This is a genomic window from Legionella sainthelensi (genome assembly GCF_900637685.1).
GTDB lineage: Bacteria > Pseudomonadota > Gammaproteobacteria > Legionellales > Legionellaceae > Legionella > Legionella sainthelensi.
This window is the reverse complement of record NZ_LR134388.1, coordinates 399,459-417,020: the sequence shown is the minus strand read 5'-3', so window position 1 is coordinate 417,020 and position 17,562 is coordinate 399,459. Positions and strand designations below refer to the sequence as shown.

Below are 17,562 nucleotides of genomic sequence, written 5' to 3'. Positions count from 1 at the left end.
CAGTACGCAGTATAACAGCAAATAACATAGGAGTGCGATACGCTTATAAAAAAACAGTCCTAGTAAATTTTGCGGCAATCAATAAACTGGATTAACTATGCTTTATTGATTTGCAATTAGTTTCCTTAACCATAAAAGCCAATATTAGTGCAATCAAAGAACAAAGTGGCAATATTTTTAGACCCGCCTGAAAATCTGACAAGAGCAGCGTTTCAACATTATAAGCACGAGCTCCTGACACCATATCGACTAAGCGCCCGACTAAAGGTTGCAATAAAGCGCCAACAAAAATTGATATCATATTAGTGAATGCAATTGAAGTGCCAATAACATTCCTGTCGTGGATCTCAGTTGAAACCGCATAAGCAATAGCAACCCCTGTATTCGTGAGACCAAAAGCAAAAAACAGTAAATAAGCTGAGTTTTGACTCAAATTTGTGCTATATACAAATAAACTTGTGAAAATGATACCAAAAATTGCGGAAAGAATCATAAGTGGCTTGCGACGACCCATTCTATCTGAGAGCCACCCTGATAAAGGACCGCTAATCCCCCAGCCAATAAAAATTAGTCCTGTAGCGAAAGCCGCTGCATGCGCACCGAGTCCTCTGCCAAATTGCAAATAAGCAGGGCCTATGGCTTCTCCAATCACTGCCGTTGGACCAAATAAGAATCCGGCATAAAGCGCGTTATACCAAGTTTGTCTGCAAGATAATACGATTTTTAAACTCTGCAAGATGCTTAATTGATTTATGGAACGCAGCTCACTTCTATGTTCCCCGGGTTTATCTTGTACAAATTGATAGAGCAATGCTGCTAGAGCAATAAATAGGAATGCAATAATCAACATACTATGCCGCCATCCTACATTACTCACTAAAAAGGATACAGGGGCCTCTCCTGCTGCAGCACCTAACATACCTAATGCTTGGGTTAAACCTGCAAGTAAACCTAACATTGTAGGAGGAAACCAAGAGGTCGCTAATCGTAACGAACATACAAAAGCAAACGCAGCACTAAAGCCAATGAGCATTCTACCGATTGAGCCCATAAACAGACTTCCTGCTAACCCAAAAACACAGCAGCCAAAAGCAGTAACCAACGACATCACCGTAAGTAACCAGCGGATACTTAAACGATCGACAGTAAGACCTACAGGAATTTGCATCAAAATATAGGGTATATAAAATGAAGCGGTTAATATTCCGAAACCTGCTTCATTGATTCCAAAATCAATTTGCAAGTATCGGTGCATCACCCCAGGAGCGACACGAGCCATATAATCTGAGAAATAAAAAGCAGCAGCCAATCCCCAAACTAGCCAAGCAAATCCTAGATAACTCTTACGGTTATAAATTTCTACTTTAGATTCATGCATTTTGTTCATAAATTCTCTATTTTAATAAAAATTCTAATTCGCTTTGTTTCATCGAAGGGTTACTAACCGCATTGGTTTATCAAAAAGCAAAGCCCCGTATCAGGGCTATTTACATTTTCTACGAATGCTAGAACATCGACTGTAGTATAAATATCAATAAGCCCCAATATTTATACAAAAATGAGCAAAAAATTTGCAAAGCAAGGATCACATTATACTGCTGTTGTCATTTATTTCAACACATGGCTTGATTTCTTTTGTCAGAACCATTTCCTAAGACACAGTTATATACTAAGTGTTACTCTGCATAAAGATTATGGTTATAATGATTGTGCTTATTTAATTTTTTTAAGGCTTAAAATGAATGCTCTTAATCTTGCAATAAAAGAAGCCCTTCTTTCAGCAGGAAATTCGAAAGAAGTGAATAAAGCTTATCTTGAGTTTATTAAAGCTAATTTCATTATTCCAATTGAACAAAGCACTGATGAAGAACAACCTAAAGTGCTATTTTTGCAAGAAAACGGCCATGTTTTTTTGCCGGTATTTACTGAAATAAGTTATCTTAATTCGTGGGCTTTAGAAATAGCTGAAGAAATTAAGCTACTTAAGTTATCTGGAGTTGATTTACTTAAAGGACTCGGTGACGATGTCACTGTCTGCCTCAATATAGGCAGTGAAATATACAAAGAATTCAATCCTTCTGAAATTACTCGCATGCGTTCAATTGTATTAAAATTATTTAAAAAATAACTTTGTATCTACAATCCTAATCTTCCTACTTCTCTTTTTTAAAAGACAATTTCCTTCTCCCTGTCGGGAGAAGAGAAATGAGACTAATTACAAAACTACATAAATAGGCGAGTTATGTTTCTATAGCTATTCTTCTAAAATTAGGCGACCAATTCAAATAACTGGTATCCAACTAATGCAGACGCAGCTATAGCTCCACTAATTTCAATAACCAGTGATAAAAAGCTATGCTTATGACAATACACCTGGTCATTTGCAGCTACTTCATTAGCTACTGAAAGCACTTCTGGCGTTTCAGAATTTAACGCAAAAAGTGGTTGCTCTCCTTGCATGGCATCCCACCATCCTTCTAACCAATGCTCCGCTTGTTGACTCCCTCTATTGAAGGGATTATCTTCTTCGGCTACATTAGCAAGAGCGCATTCATACCCAAATGCGTAACTGTCTTCATAGCTTGGATGCTCAATGTTAAAACGTAATTTAATATGTGGTAGTAAGGCTGTTATGTCGTTCATGGTTGTACCCTCTATTTATGTATTCAGTATGCTTATTAATACTGTCAATAATTTCTACATTTAAAACAATTTTACGACTTTAAATTAACGCTTATTTACCAATTCAAAACATTTACTAATTTTTGACAATTTTTTATTTAGCTAAGAAATAATAGTTATTATTATATTTCTATAATAATAGATGCAACTTTTGTGCCAGTTTTTTTTGTCTCTTAAAAAAACAATAAAATTAGTAGAAGGACAACAAGGGGGATTAAAAATACATATGTGATGTAAATTTACTTTTTGCCGGCAAATTTTGCCATTAGGGTGCTAAACGATGGTATCGCCATTGCTCATCTTGCCGAAAATACTGAATTCTATCATGTAACCGATTATCCCTTCCTTGCCAAAACTCAATTTGGTCAGGAATAATCATATATCCTCCCCAATAAGCTGGGCGTACGATAGGTTGTTGTCCATGCCTTTCTATCAATTCATTTAAAGCATTTTCTAATGATTGCCTATCTTTAATCTCATGGCTTTGGGGTGAGACGATCGCGCTGAATTGGCTTTTAATTGGCCTGGATAAAAAATAGAGATCTGATTGCGTTTCTTCAACTTGTTTCACTTGCCCGCGAACCCTAACCTGCCTGGCCATTTGCGGCCAATAAAAATTAAGTGCAGCATGGGGGTTCATTTTAATTTGCACTGCTTTTACACTTTGATAATTTGTATAAAAAACGAAATTCCCATCATTCAACCCTTTTAACAATACAACTCTAGAATCGGGATAGCCTTGATTATCAACTGTAGATAAAACCATCGCGGTAGGATCATTTTTCTCATTCTTAAGCACATCGTCAAACCATTGCGTAAATTGTATTATGGGATCATCAGGGAGTGATTCTTCGCTTAAATTCAACTCGCCATATTCGCGTCGGATATCTGCAATGCTTCGAAAATTTGTCATGAAATACCACTTAACGTACCCAGGTATACATATACCTGACTTTTTGGTTCTCAATAAATAGCCTAGACAGCATGCACCCGTCCAGGCTATTTCCTTAATTATTTCCAGCCAGTTACTTCTGCTACTGCATCCCCTAAATCAGCTGGAGAACGCACTGTTCTCACACCAGCAGCCTCTAATGCAGCATATTTTTCAGCAGCTGTTCCTTTACCGCCTGAAATAATTGCCCCGGCATGTCCCATCCGTTTACCCGCTGGAGCAGTCACTCCTGCAATGTAAGAAACTACTGGCTTACTTACATGTGACTTAATGTAGTCAGCCGCTTCTTCTTCTGCTGAGCCGCCAATTTCACCGACCATGATAATGGCTTGTGTTTGAGGGTCTTGCTCAAATAAAGCTAAAGCGTCAATGAAATTAGTGCCAGGAATTGGATCTCCTCCAATACCAATACAAGTACTTTGCCCGAAACCTTTATCTGTAGTTTGTTTTACTGCTTCATAAGTTAATGTACCAGAGCGAGAGACAATTCCCACTTTTCCGGGCAAATGGATTGAGCCTGGCATAATGCCAATTTTACATTCTCCTGGAGTAATAATGCCGGGACAATTTGGGCCAATTAAGCGCGCCTGAGTATTATTTTCCAGATATACTTTTACCTGTAACATATCTAATACAGGTACACCTTCTGTGATACAAACGATTAATTGAATCCCAGCATCGGCAGCTTCTAAAATTGAATCTTTACAAAATGGAGCCGGAACATAAATCACACTAGCCTCCGCTTTTGTCTCTTGCACTGCTTCTCGCATCGTATTAAATACGGGCAATCCCAAATGCATCTGGCCACCTTTACCGGGTGTTACACCGCCAACCATTTGCGTACCATAAGCAATTGCTTGTTCTGAATGATAAGTTCCTTGCTTTCCAGTAAAACCTTGACACAGTACTTTAGTCTGTTTATTAACTAATACACTCATTGTTAACCTCGAAAATTAGTATAACGATTCATCGCAATTCTTTGAAAAGCTATATTTGCCACATTGAACTGTTTATTCCATCTATGCTCAAATCTAACTTTTCCACAGATTTTCTATTGTGATGAATGGTTATAAATTAGTAATTAAGCAACAGCCGCAACAATCTTCTTTGCAGCATCAGTTAAACTGGTTGCAGCAATTACATTTAAATCACTTTTGTTTAAAATATCAGCGCCAAGCTGTGCATTATTACCCTCAAGTCGCACAACTACAGGAATTTTCACATCAACTTCTTTCACTGCAGCAAGAATACCATCAGCGATGAGATCGCAGCGGACGATACCACCAAAGATATTAACCAAAATACCTTTGACTTTTTCATCAGATATAATAATTTTCAGTGCTTCGCTTACTCGTTCCTTGGTAGCACCACCCCCGACGTCCAGGAAGTTTGCCGGATCGCCCCCATGAAGCTTGATTACATCCATAGTCGCCATGGCAAGACCTGCACCATTGACCATACAACCAATAGAACCATCAAGTGGAATATAATTTAATTCCCAGTCACTCGCACGATTTTCTCGTTCATCTTCTTGTGATGCATCACGCAGGCTCTTCAATTGAGGTTGACGATACAATGCGTTACCATCAATATTAATTTTTCCATCCAAACAAATTAATTGCCCTGATTGGCTTACTACGAGTGGGTTTATTTCCAATAGGCTTAAATCGCACTCAACAAACATTTTGCCTAATCCCATCATTAAATGGGTAAACTGCTTGATTTGATCATCGTGCAAACCTAATTTAAATCCTGCTTCACGGCATTGAAAAGGCATAACACCCACTAGAGGATCTACAATTATTTTAAAAATTTTCTCAGGGGTCTTTTCAGCAACCTTCTCGATCTCAACTCCTCCCTCTGTAGATGCCATGATTACTACTCGACGGGTAGCGCGATCCACAACTGCGCCAAGATATAATTCTCTTCCAATATCACAGGTTTCTTCAATAAGCACTGCATTAACGGGTTGACCCTGGGCATCAGTTTGGTAAGTAACCAAACGAGTACCTAATAAGGATTTCACTGCAGCGGCTAATTCATCTTTATTGGCTACCACTTTGACTCCGCCAGCTTTCCCTCTTCCACCCGCATGAACTTGTGCTTTAACAACCCAGCGATTTGTTGCTAGTTGAGACGCTACTTGTAATGCATCATCGACATTATAAGCAACTTGGCCATTTGGAACTGGTAAATTATATTTTGCAAACAATTGTTTGGCTTGGTATTCATGTAAATTCATTGCAATTACCTTTCTAAAAAAAGCAAAATTCATCAACACATAAGTGTTAATGAAAACTTAAACATTAAGTAAAAGACGAGCGGGATCTTCCAATAGCTCTTTCACACTCACCAGAAATTGGACTGAATCTTTACCATCTATTAAACGATGATCGTAAGACAGTGCCACATACATCATAGGACGAATCACGATTTGTCCTTTTTCCACCACCGGTCTTTCCTCTATCTTGTGCATTCCCAAAATACCTGTTTGTGGCGGGTTAATGATTGGGGTAGCCAATAAAGAGCCAAACACGCCCCCATTTGTAATGGTAAATGTACCACCTTGCATATCTTCCATGGCTAATTTGCCTTGTCTGGCTTTTGTTGCAGCATCATTAATAGCGAGTTCAATATTAGCCATGCTCATTTGATCCGCATCACGAATTACGGGCACAACCAGTCCTCTATCTGTAGATACGGCAATACCTATATCATAAAACCCATGATAGACCACATCTTGCCCATCTATAGACGCATTTACAGCAGGAAAACGCTTTAATGATTCAACAACGGCTTTAGTGAAAAAAGACATAAAACCAAGTTTTACGCCATGCTTTTTCTCAAAACTATCTTTATATTGAGCACGCATGTCCATCACTGCTTTTAAATTGACTTCATTAAAAGTAGTCAGCATGGCTGCATTATGTTGTGCTGCTAATAGACGCTCTGCAATTTTTGCCCGTAATCGTGTCATTGGCACACGGCGCTCTTCACGTATCCCCATCTGTGCTGAGGTTGTTTGTTCTTTTTTACTTTCTGTAGGTTTGGTGGACTTTTCTCTGTTTGATTCTATGTAGGAAAGCACGTCTTCTTTCGTAATCCGACCATCTTTTCCACTACCTTGAATTTGTCCTGGCTGAAGATCATGTTCTGCCAGCATTCGTCTTACCACTGGACTTGTTGATTTATCTTCTTTGGCGCTAACCGTTTCCTTTGCAGAGTCAACCTGCTCCGCTTTCATTTCCTCTTTGGATTCAGCCTTCTTTTCTTCTTTAGATTCAGCTGCATCGCCTTCCTTTATTTTTGCGAGCAATTGTCCAGAATGTACTGTGTCTCCCTCTTGAAACATGATTTCACTTAATATCCCATCAACGGGAGCTGGAACTTCAAGAACGACTTTGTCTGTTTCTAGATCCAACAAATTTTCATCACGTGAAACTTTATCACCTACCTTTTTATGCCAAGCAGCTACTGTTGCATCAGCTACTGACTCAGGCAAAACAGGGACTTTGACTTCAATCGACATGGTTATACCTTCTTATTTTATTAGGGTTTATTTAAAATTCGACTTTCTTACCCAAAATTTCTTACTTTTCTATGCTATGCTGCTCGCACATTTTATGTATGCGAAACTTCATTCCCTTAAAAGCTAGAAACTTTGACCCAATCCAGCAAATTATAAAGATGCCCCTAGATTCATTAACAAATGTGTAGCCAGAGCAGGTAATGCCCTAACCCAGCTACGATAAATACAAATTTACCCCAATAAAGCTTGCTCAACTAAAGACTGCTGTTGCGCGGCATGCAAGGCGGGACTTCCTACAGCTGGCGCTGCAGCAGACTCTCTACCTGCATAATGCAATGTTTGATCCGCCTGCAAGCAATCTTTTATATTATGTTGAGAGGAATACCAAATCCCCTGGTTTTGCGGTTCTTCTTGACACCAGATTACTTCTTTTGCTTGAGGATATTTCTTAAGCTCCGTGATAAGTGCTTTCTTAGGGAATGGGTACAACTGCTCTATACGGACCAATGCAATATGGTTCAACTTCTTATCACGACGCATTTGTAAGAGATCATAATAGACTTTCCCACAGCACAGCACTATTCGAGTCACTTTTTTTGCATTTAAATCATCAATTTCAGGAATAATGGTATGGAATTTTCCTTTAAATAAATCCTCTAGAGGAGAGACTGCTAATTTATGACGTAATAAACTCTTTGGCGTCATCACAATTAAAGGTTTTCTGAAGTTACGAATGACCTGTCTTCGCAATAAATGAAAAATCTGTGCAGGGGTTGTTGGCGTACATACCTGTATGTTGTGCTGCGCACAAAGTTGCATATATCGCTCTAAACGAGCCGATGAATGCTCAGGACCTTGTCCTTCATATCCATGCGGTAATAACATGACTAAACCACATAAACGGCCCCACTTTTGCTCGCCTGAACTAATAAATTGGTCGATAACTACCTGAGCACCATTTGCAAAGTCACCAAACTGAGCTTCCCACAATACTAAAAAGTTAGGATCGGAAGAAGAATATCCATATTCAAAAGCCAAGACTGCTTCTTCAGACAGCACTGAATCAATTACAGAAAAAGGACGACTAAGTTCATTAGTTATGTGTTCCAAAGGAATAAAGGTATCACCAGTTTCTACATCATGTAATATAGCATGACGGTGCGCAAACGTGCCCCTTCCAGAATCTTGGCCTGAGAGGCGAACACCATAACCTTCCTCGACGAGGCTTGCATAAGCCATAGTTTCAGCATATCCCCAGTTCATGGGTAACTCACCGGCGGTCATTTTATCACGTTCATTTAATAAACGCTGTACCACTGGATGTAATGAAAAGCCTTTAGGAAGTTCATTTAATTGTTTCGCCAATTTCTGTAAATTGGTTTTAGAAATTGTAGTATCCGCTTTATCTGTCCATTTTGCATCAATGTAAGGCGTCCAATCCATTGCATGTTTGCCTTCATAATCGCCGTGTACCAAATCAACAACCGCTTTACCTTTATCTAAACTATCACGATACGAATCTATTAATTTTTCAGCATCCTTACTTGTTAATAAATCTTCTTTAATGAGGTGATCTGCATAGATTTCTCGAACAGGCCGCATTGATTTAATTTTTTTATACATTGCAGGTTGCGTTACGGCTGGTTCATCCGCTTCATTATGCCCATGTCTTCTATAACATACGAGATCAATAACGACATCACGTTTGAACTTCATCCTAAAATCAAATGCTAACTGTGTAGCAAAAACCACGGCTTCTGGATCATCGCCGTTTACATGAATCACGGGAGCCTGAACCATTTTAGCAACATCAGTACAGTATAAAGTTGAGCGTGCATCTAAAGGATTACTGGTTGTAAAACCTATTTGATTATTAATAACAATATGAACTGTACCTCCAGTGCAGTATCCTCGAGATTGAGAAAAATTAAACGTTTCCATTACGACACCTTGTCCAGCAAATGCAGCATCTCCATGGATAACGATTGGTACTACTTTTTCTTTTTGGTCTAGATCATTACGTCGTCTCTGGCGAGCACGTACGGATCCCTCTACTACAGGACCAATAATTTCTAAATGAGAAGGATTAAATGCCAATGCTAAATGAACTACAGAACCTGAGTTTGTTTTTATATCGGATGAAAAACCTAAATGATACTTTACATCACCTGTTCGTTCCGATTTAATTTTTCCTTCAAATTCTTGAAAAAGGGCATTAGGCTCTTTACCCAATACATTCACGAGAACATTTAACCGCCCTCGATGTGCCATACCAATAATCACTTCTTTTACATTATCTCTTCCGGCACATTGAATAATTTCCTTCATCATAGGAATTAAAGAATCCCCACCTTCAAGCGAAAATCGCTTTTGTCCAACATAACGAGTCCCCAAATATCGTTCCAATCCATCTGCGGCAATAAGATCTTTTAGGATTTCGATTTTTTTCGACGTATCTAAGGATGGACGTCCTCGCACCGACTCCATACGTTGTTGCAACCATTCTATTTCTTTTGTATCAGAAATATGCATGTATTCAATACCTATGCTGCCACAGTATGTTTCCCGCAACGCTTGATATATTTCATCCAACGTCATTTCAGGTCCATTAAATGTAGTTCCAGCAAAAAACTTTCGATTTTTATCGACATCGGACAAATGATGATAATCCAGCTCCAATGCGGGAACGGGTAAACGTTCCGCCATTTCTAGTGGATCTAACTTGGCAGCATGATGCCCCATTGATCGATATGCATTAATTAAGTGGGCAATCCGAAATTGTTGATTGTCAGTTGATTGAACAACAGGTATTGCTTTTTTATCTGCATTCTGCAAAAAATATTCGCGAACATCTCTATGAGAAAGCTCTTTTTCGGCATTGTCCACTTTAGGTAAAGCACTAAATACTGCTCGCCAATCAGCCGAAACCGAGTTAGGATCAGCGAGATAATCCTCATAAAGACTATCAATATAAGCCATACTTCCACCAGATAAATAGGAAGATGCCCATTCATTTTGCAGATTGGAACTGCTCATTTTTTCTCTCTCCAAAGGGGTATTGATCACTACCACCATTAAAATTGGCTATTCCACTCATCCACGTGGATAAAACGGCTATCCCTGCAAGCAGGGATTCGTCCTTATCCTAGTTCCGAGTCAAAAACCTAGAATAATAACTCTTATGCTAGAGATTCGAGTTATTTTGAAATTGCATTTCCATTTCAATCCAGCATAGGTTTCATAATTCTTTACCAGGTACCCAAAAATAAAACAATATATTAAGTTTCTTGTTTTAACATCTGTATGCGAATCTCTCCAATCGCCTTTGACGGATTGAGTCCCTTAGGACAAACATTCGTACAGTTCATAACAGTACGACAACGAAATACACTGAAAGGATCCTGCAATTTATCCAAACGATGTGTTGTTGCTTTATCTCGACTATCAGCTAAAAATCGTTTTGCCTGTAACAATCCAGCAGGTCCTACAAATTTTTCCGGATTCCACCAAAATGAAGGGCATGAACTCGTACAGCATGCACATAGAATACACTCATATAACCCATCAAGTTGTGCTCGTTCCTCTGGAGACTGTAATCGTTCTCGTGCGGGAGCAACTTCGTCATTTTGTAAATAGGGTTCTATTCGTTCATATTGTTGATAAAATTGGGACATATCAACAGCTAAGTCTCTAATCACTGGAAACCCTGGTAAAGGACGAATCACTACTTTATCTGTCTGTAATTGAGAGATATGAGTAATACATGCTAAGCCATTAGTTCCATTAATGTTCATGCCATCAGAACCACATACCCCTTCACGACAAGAGCGTCTGTACGTAATGGAAGGATCCTGTTCTGCCTTCAAACGCTCGAGCAAAGTAAGTAACATAGGATCACTTTTGGCTGGAATGTCCAGCTCATAATCTTTCATATATGGCTTAGCATCCACCTCTGGATTATAGCGATATATTGATAGGGTCAATTTTCTACTATCTGCCATGTAATGTATCCTCTTTAATAAACACGTTCTTTGGGCATAAAAGGCTCGACATGCTTAGGTGATGCATTAACTGGTCGAAAATCAATCGTCTCACCTTCCTCAAAATAAAGTGTATGTTTAATCCAGTTTTTATCATCTCTACTTGGATAATCTTCTCGACTATGTGCCCCCCGACTCTCAGTGCGTACCATAGCAGAGTGTGCCGTAGCATATGCAGTTGCCATTAAATTATCCAATTCCAACGCACTTACTCGTTCCGTATTAAATACTTTGCTTTTATCCGCTAATTTGGCATGTGCTAAACGCTCACGTAAAGCTTGAAGGCGTTTTAATCCAGAAGCCATAACATCGCCTGTACGGAACACACCAAAATCCTCTTGCATCACACGTTGCATCTCATCATGTATTACTGCAGGACTTTCACCCTCTTTTGAATTGTTCCACCGGTTATATCGTTCTAAAGACGGGGCCAGATCATCATCACTAATATAGGCCACATCAGGTAAGTGATTTGATTGCCATAATTCTTCAACATGTAAGCCCGCTGCTCGTCCAAATACAACCAAATCAAGTAAGGAATTACCACCAAGACGATTCGCTCCATGTACTGACACACAAGCACACTCCCCTACTGCGTACAAACCTTCGACTACATGTTCTTTACCTTTGGTTTTGGTAATAACTTGTCCATACATGTTGGTAGGGATACCACCCATACTATAATGACAAGTAGGTACGACAGGAATAGGCTCAACAATCGGATCGATACCCGCAAACTTCATCGATAATTCACGAATTCCGGGCAAGCGAGACTTAATAAGATCCGCGCCTAAATGATCTAATTTTAATTTAACATGATCAATGCCCTTAGGATCAAATCCTTTCCCAGCTCGAATCTCTAAAGCCATAGAACGTGCTACAACATCTCGGGAAGCCAAATCTTTAACTCGAGGAGCGTAACGCTCCATAAAACGTTCACCATCTTTGTTAATTAAATAACCACCTTCACCGCGACACCCTTCAGTGACCAAAACACCTGCCCCAGCGATTCCCGTAGGATGAAATTGCCACATCTCCATGTCTTGTAAAGGAATGCCGGCTCTTAATGCCATACCGTATCCATCGCCTGTATTAATAAATGCATTCGTAGTGGATTGATAAATACGACCAGCCCCACCAGTAGCCAAAATACATACTCGTGCTTGAAAAAAGACGACTTCTCCTGTTTCAATACACATTGCGGTTACACCAGAAATACGCCCATGAGCATTTTTGACTAAATCAAGAGCATACCACTCGCTAAATATGGACGCTTTTGCTTTTAGATTTTGTTGATAAAGAGTATGCAGTAAAGCATGCCCTGTTCTATCTGCCGCAGCGCATGTGCGTGCTGCTTGTTCACCACCAAAGTTTTTAGATTGCCCCCCAAATTGGCGTTGATAAATTCTACCATTATCCATGCGAGAGAAAGGCAAACCCATATGCTCCAGCTCATAGACAGCTTCAGGACCTGTTTTACAGAGATATTCAATCGAATCCTGATCACCAATATAATCGGCTCCCTTTACCGTATCATACATGTGCCAACGCCAATCGTCATCATGTGCGTTTCCTAATGCACAGGTAATGCCACCTTGCGCTGAAACAGTATGTGAGCGGGTTGGAAATACTTTTGATAAGAGTGCAACTTTTAAACCCGATTTAGCCATTTGCAGTGAAGCGCGCATTCCAGCCCCACCTGCACCTATAATTACTGCATCAAATTCATTACGTGCAATTGTCATGCTACCGCCCCCAAAGGATCATTAAGCCCCAGATAAATTGACTAAGGAGCCATAAAACAACTATCATTTGTACTGATACACGCAGAACAGTACATTTCATATAATCTGTAGTTACAGTCCAAAGACCTATCCAAGCATGTAAAGAAAGAGCAAATAAAGCAATTATGGATGCGATCTGAACCACGATATTAGAAAACAGAGCATGCCATTGAGCAAAACTCAATCCAGGATGTGATAATAAAAAACCGATTATAAAAATAGTGTACACAGCAAAATAAACCGCCGTTACTCGTTGAATTAACCAATCTTTTAACCCATTACCTGTCAAGCTAGTGACATTAGTTACCATATCCAGATTCCTAGAAAAATTGTCAAAATAACGGTAAGAGCAATGACTAAAATAGCCGAATTCCGGCCGGCATTCAGGTGCTCACCAAATCCTATATCCATCAAAAGATGCCGTATCCCTGCAAGCAGATGATAAATCATGGCCGTACCAAATGCCCAAACCACCATTTTATAACATGATTGAGATAATAAATTTTTCACGTGAAGAAATGTTTCTTCTGATTGTACTGATTGCCCCAGAATAAATAACATAATGGGCAACAATAAAAATAAAACTACCCCTGAAATCCGATGCAATATGGAAGCGATTGCCATTGGGGGGTATTTCAAACTCACCAAATCTAGATTAACCGGTCTTTTTTTATTCACTGTAGGTTTCTTCCTTAATTTAGAGAAAGTTATTAAATAAAGTACAAATGCGAGTATAGCACTCTGTTTTTATCACGCAAGATTAAGTCTCTATCGAATTTGAATAAAAGTAAACAGTATCTGTATTTTGGACAATTTTTATTAGTGTCTGTTGCGCCAGGATTAGCGTTTTGCAGAGCAAGATACTTTTCAGCCCAGAGAGAAAAACACGCCTAGGATGAATATGCGTCACAAAAAAATAGTGGTTTAGTTGTATTAAAATCACAACCTGTATTTTGTAGTACAACATCCGCTCAGCAAGCGAAAAATAAGAACTCTTATCTCTTAGGAGACGGGTTTGTATGGGGTTGTTTGTATGTATCTCGTGGTGACTCAGGAGGATATCCGTATTTGTCTGCATTTTGTTTCACAATTTGTAAATAGCGTTCCCCCCACTCACCAGGATCAAAGTTAGTAACTACCACATTGTAGGACAAGTTAATAATGGATTCAAAGGCCTTTCGTTGTGGCAGCAGATGTCCTCCAAAAGATACTTGAACTTCCGTATCAGTGGTAATACCTTCTTTTTTCAAACGTTCAACTAAAATGTAAATCATTTTTTCTATAGTCATATAGAGTCTATGCATCGACATGCCCGCATGATACATTTCTGAACTTTTAGAAGTAGCTAGTTTTGATCCAGAATCATGAATAGGATATACGAATTCATATTCATCTGTCCCCGGAATGAGCTCTGGCTTTATAATCACAGGAGGTGTAACACTATCAAGAAACGGAGACACAATATATAACTGAAAATCAGCCCAATGCCACCAAATTTGATAGACGCGCTCAACTAAAACTACAGGATCATTTAAGTCAGCTTCCATTTCTAATCGACGCATACCAATATCGATGCCGATCGTTGGAGTTTCAGGAGTATCAGTGCTATCAGCCATTTATTTGTCACATAAAAATCAAGCTATAAGACTATATTAGCTCAAATTTCGCCAAGGGGCACGCAAGTTAAAGTCGCATAAGTAAAAAAACTGTAAAAATCGTCATAAAGCAATCTTTTTTCTCGGTGGAAAAAATTTACGAAACATATTGATAATATTCAGGCTCTTGAGCACGACATTTAAAACAAGAACTTTTGCATTGCTCCTTTGCCTCACACCTACGTATCACTCCTTTACCGATCCATAGATTAAGCATCGGTTGCAATGCCTGGAAGTCCAAATGGAATTCTCTAATTAATTGTTGTGTACTTACTACACCTTTTCGTCGAATATAATCACGTATTTGCAGCAGCATTAGCCCTCCTCATACTTCGCTTTTTAGAAATAGGTATGACGATAATAAGAAATAGAACAAACAAAAATCCAATAATCCAAGAAATACTTAATCCTGAAGACTGAAGCCACTTCGCTGTTTGATAAAATAAAACTGCAGCCATATAAGCAACAACAAAAGACCAAATTACAGAAACCCACATTAACTTTCTATTTGCTTCTTGCCTAATTACTGCCATAGTTGACACACAAGGAATATAAAGAAGAACAAAAAGTAAATAAGCAAAGGCGCCGATTTGACCATCAAAACGTTGAGCCATAACTCCATATACAGATTGAGATACTGGACTATCTGCCGCACTTGCAAGGACAGGGTTTGCTAATGCAGAGCCTAATTGTGATAAATTCTCTGGAATAGACCAAAAAGCCGCTTTTATGCCTATCCAAAGATCAAAATGTGCTGCAGCCATCTCACCTACCTGACCTACTTGAGCATACAGCGAGTTCAAGGTACCCACTACTACCTCTTTGGCCAGCATTCCAGTTAACAATCCTACTGTTGCAGGCCAATTATCTTGATGTATACCCATAGGAGCAAAAAAAGGTGTAATCCATTGTGCCATCAAAGACAACAAGGATTGGGTGCTTGCCTCACCTGAATTAATCCCCCCATCGATGGTAATAGCATTTAACCCTCCCAGAAGCACACAAACAGGTAGAATTAATTTTCCTGCCCGCAGCACAAAAAAACGTAACCGCATCAATGTTTCTTTAATTAACCGTTTCAATGCAGGTTTATGATAAGCAGGTAACTCCAAAATCAATGGTGATGCATGTCCTTTTAACGTGGATTTTCGCAATATGAATCCAGTTAAGACCGCCATTAAGATGCCGATAATATATAAAGAAAAGACAATGTTTTGACCACCTGAAGGGAAAAATGCAGCAACAAATACCGCATAAATGGCCAAGCGAGCACTGCATGACATAAATGGGCTCATCATTACAGTTAATAATCTATCACGTTCTGAATCTAATGTACGTGCGGCCATAATGGCGGGTACGTTGCAGCCAAAACCCACGATCATCGGCACAAAAGATTTACCCGGCAACCCCAGAGCACGCATCGCTTTATCAACAACAAAAGCTGCTCTTGCCATATATCCTGACGTTTCCAATAATGACAAAAAGAAGAACATTGCGGCAATGACAGGAATAAATGTTAGTGTTGTATTAATTCCTTTGCCCACCCCATTGGCTAATAAGGCAATTAACCAATTCGGAGCATGGATTTGTTCTAATAGCCAAGCGCTTCCCTGTACAAATAGAGTATCTGTACTGATATCAAAAAAATCTTGAAATGCACCTCCAATATTGATTGCAAATAAGAACATTAAATACATCATGGCAAAAAATATAGGTAGCGCCCAAAAGCGATGCAATACAATTCTATCGACTTTTGCAGTAAAATGCTCGCTGGCATCACTGCGTTTTTTCTGAACAAGGGTGACAATTTCGTGTATTTTTTGATATCGAGCATCTGCTAATAAGATATCTAAATTAGCTTCCTCTGGATTCAATGACGCTAAGTTCTTAGACAACGCCTGGCCCAGGAGCAATACGTCTCCTTCTGCAATCCGACGCGCGTGATAAAAAGCACGCGACTGGCTATAACCCTCATCAATTAACTGGCGCTCCAATGCGATTAATGTTTCTTGTATGGGTTTGGACAAGGGAAGTGACCAAGGAATAAGGTTTTTTGGTAATTGCAGCAGCGCTTGTTTGAGTAAAGGAATACCTACCATTTTATGTGCTTGAATTGCAACTACAGGACAACCTAATTGTTGCGATAAGGCATTAATATCTATCGTTATGCCTCGTTGCAGAGCGATATCCATCATATTGAGTGCAAGTATTACGGGGGTACCTAACTCTAGAATTTGACTGGTTAGATATAAGTGTCGCTCAAGATGGCAGGCATCGATCACATTAATAATACAATCTGCTTGCATGGAAACAACTGCTTGGGCTGCAATTCGCTCATCCTGACTGACTCCATCAGCATTCGCGACTAATGAATAGACGCCAGGCAAATCAGTTATGCTGATGCGTTGTCCATCGAGCAAGAATTCACCTGTTTTCTTTTCAACGGTGACACCCGGCCAATTTCCTATACGTTGACTATCTCCAGTTAATGCATTAAACAAAGTGGTCTTACCACAATTAGGATTGCCAACGAGTAACACATGCGTCATACATACTCCAAAACCAATTGATTCGCCTCTTCTTTACGCAAAGTTAAAGCCGTTCCTCTGACCTCAATTTGTATAGGGCAACCTAAAGGAGCAATACGAACAACTGAAAATTCGGTACCGCACGTTACACCTAAAGACAAAAGCCTGCGTCGATACTGCATATCCGTTGAACCAAAACTTGTTAATCGTACTTTATCACCTTGGACTAGCTCTGTAATTTTTATCATGTGCGAACAAGAAAATAACGAAATATGCTAATTTTAGCACAAATGGAATCGAGAATCATTCTCAGTTAAGAAAAAAGTGATATATTTTTGACTTTGAAACGTAAAATTTTTGATCATACTGTTGGGGTGGCTGTAAAATAATAA

General features: G+C 39.2%; 16 protein-coding genes. 1 reads left to right on the top strand and 15 read right to left on the bottom strand.

What is annotated here, in order from left to right; translation table 11 throughout:
- Positions 1-91: 91 nt before the first annotated feature.
- Positions 92-1,387 (bottom strand): MFS transporter, encoded by a 1,296-nt coding sequence (locus tag EL220_RS01795; protein ID WP_035906001.1) that lies wholly within the window; start codon positions 1,385-1,387, stop codon positions 92-94.
- Between the two features lie 351 nt (positions 1,388-1,738).
- Between EL220_RS01795 and EL220_RS01790 the strand changes: the two genes are divergently transcribed.
- Positions 1,739-2,128 carry an SseB family protein gene (locus EL220_RS01790; protein WP_027270938.1) on the top strand — a complete coding sequence of 130 codons (390 nt, stop codon included), beginning with the start codon at positions 1,739-1,741 and terminating at the stop codon, positions 2,126-2,128.
- A gap of 140 nt (positions 2,129-2,268) precedes the next feature.
- Here EL220_RS01790 and EL220_RS01785 read toward each other — a convergent pair whose 3' ends face one another.
- The 14 genes from EL220_RS01785 to EL220_RS01720 form a co-directional block, all read right to left on the bottom strand.
- Positions 2,269-2,643, bottom strand: coding sequence for a hypothetical protein (locus EL220_RS01785; RefSeq protein WP_027270937.1), 375 nt, complete (start codon positions 2,641-2,643; stop codon positions 2,269-2,271).
- 304 nt (positions 2,644-2,947) lie between these two features.
- The gene (pdxH, locus tag EL220_RS01780) at positions 2,948-3,595 is read right to left on the bottom strand and encodes a pyridoxamine 5'-phosphate oxidase (RefSeq protein ID WP_027270936.1); all 648 of its coding nucleotides are present in this window, start codon (positions 3,593-3,595) and stop codon (positions 2,948-2,950) included.
- Between the two features lie 98 nt (positions 3,596-3,693).
- Entirely contained in the window at positions 3,694-4,572 is an 879-nt protein-coding gene (gene sucD / locus EL220_RS01775; RefSeq protein ID WP_027270935.1) for a succinate--CoA ligase subunit alpha, read from the bottom strand.
- Positions 4,573-4,715: 143 nt separating this feature from the next.
- Positions 4,716-5,876 (bottom strand): ADP-forming succinate--CoA ligase subunit beta, encoded by a 1,161-nt coding sequence (gene sucC / locus EL220_RS01770; protein ID WP_027270934.1) that lies wholly within the window; start codon positions 5,874-5,876, stop codon positions 4,716-4,718.
- 57 nt (positions 5,877-5,933) lie between these two features.
- A complete protein-coding gene (odhB, locus tag EL220_RS01765) occupies positions 5,934-7,163 on the bottom strand; it encodes a 2-oxoglutarate dehydrogenase complex dihydrolipoyllysine-residue succinyltransferase (RefSeq protein ID WP_027270933.1) in 1,230 nt (409 codons plus the stop codon).
- A 231-nt stretch (positions 7,164-7,394) separates the two neighbouring features.
- A complete protein-coding gene (locus EL220_RS01760) occupies positions 7,395-10,199 on the bottom strand; it encodes a 2-oxoglutarate dehydrogenase E1 component (RefSeq protein WP_027270932.1) in 2,805 nt (934 codons plus the stop codon).
- Positions 10,200-10,441: 242 nt separating this feature from the next.
- The gene (locus EL220_RS01755) at positions 10,442-11,164 is read right to left on the bottom strand and encodes a succinate dehydrogenase iron-sulfur subunit (RefSeq protein WP_027270931.1); all 723 of its coding nucleotides are present in this window, start codon (positions 11,162-11,164) and stop codon (positions 10,442-10,444) included.
- A 14-nt stretch (positions 11,165-11,178) separates the two neighbouring features.
- Positions 11,179-12,948: a succinate dehydrogenase flavoprotein subunit gene (gene sdhA, locus EL220_RS01750; protein ID WP_027270930.1), complete on the bottom strand. Its 1,770-nt coding sequence runs from the start codon at positions 12,946-12,948 to the stop codon at positions 11,179-11,181.
- Position 12,949: 1 nt separating this feature from the next.
- Complete coding sequence (gene sdhD, locus EL220_RS01745; RefSeq protein ID WP_027270929.1) at positions 12,950-13,297, bottom strand: succinate dehydrogenase, hydrophobic membrane anchor protein; 348 nt, start codon at positions 13,295-13,297, stop codon at positions 12,950-12,952.
- Positions 13,291-13,665, bottom strand: coding sequence for a succinate dehydrogenase, cytochrome b556 subunit (sdhC, locus tag EL220_RS01740; protein ID WP_027270928.1), 375 nt, complete (start codon positions 13,663-13,665; stop codon positions 13,291-13,293). The genes sdhD and sdhC overlap by 7 nt, the downstream gene beginning before the upstream one ends.
- Before the next feature lie 317 nt (positions 13,666-13,982).
- Positions 13,983-14,603, bottom strand: a complete 621-nt coding sequence (locus tag EL220_RS01735; protein WP_027270927.1) for a hypothetical protein — start codon at positions 14,601-14,603, stop codon at positions 13,983-13,985.
- 136 nt (positions 14,604-14,739) lie between these two features.
- On the bottom strand, positions 14,740-14,958 hold the full coding sequence (locus EL220_RS01730; RefSeq protein WP_027270926.1) for a FeoC-like transcriptional regulator: 219 nt from the start codon (positions 14,956-14,958) through the stop codon (positions 14,740-14,742).
- A complete protein-coding gene (feoB, locus tag EL220_RS01725) occupies positions 14,939-17,191 on the bottom strand; it encodes a Fe(2+) transporter permease subunit FeoB (RefSeq protein ID WP_027270925.1) in 2,253 nt (750 codons plus the stop codon). The genes EL220_RS01730 and feoB overlap by 20 nt, the downstream gene beginning before the upstream one ends.
- Positions 17,188-17,418, bottom strand: coding sequence for a FeoA family protein (locus EL220_RS01720; protein ID WP_035905999.1), 231 nt, complete (start codon positions 17,416-17,418; stop codon positions 17,188-17,190). The genes feoB and EL220_RS01720 overlap by 4 nt, the downstream gene beginning before the upstream one ends.
- Positions 17,419-17,562: the final 144 nt, after the last annotated feature.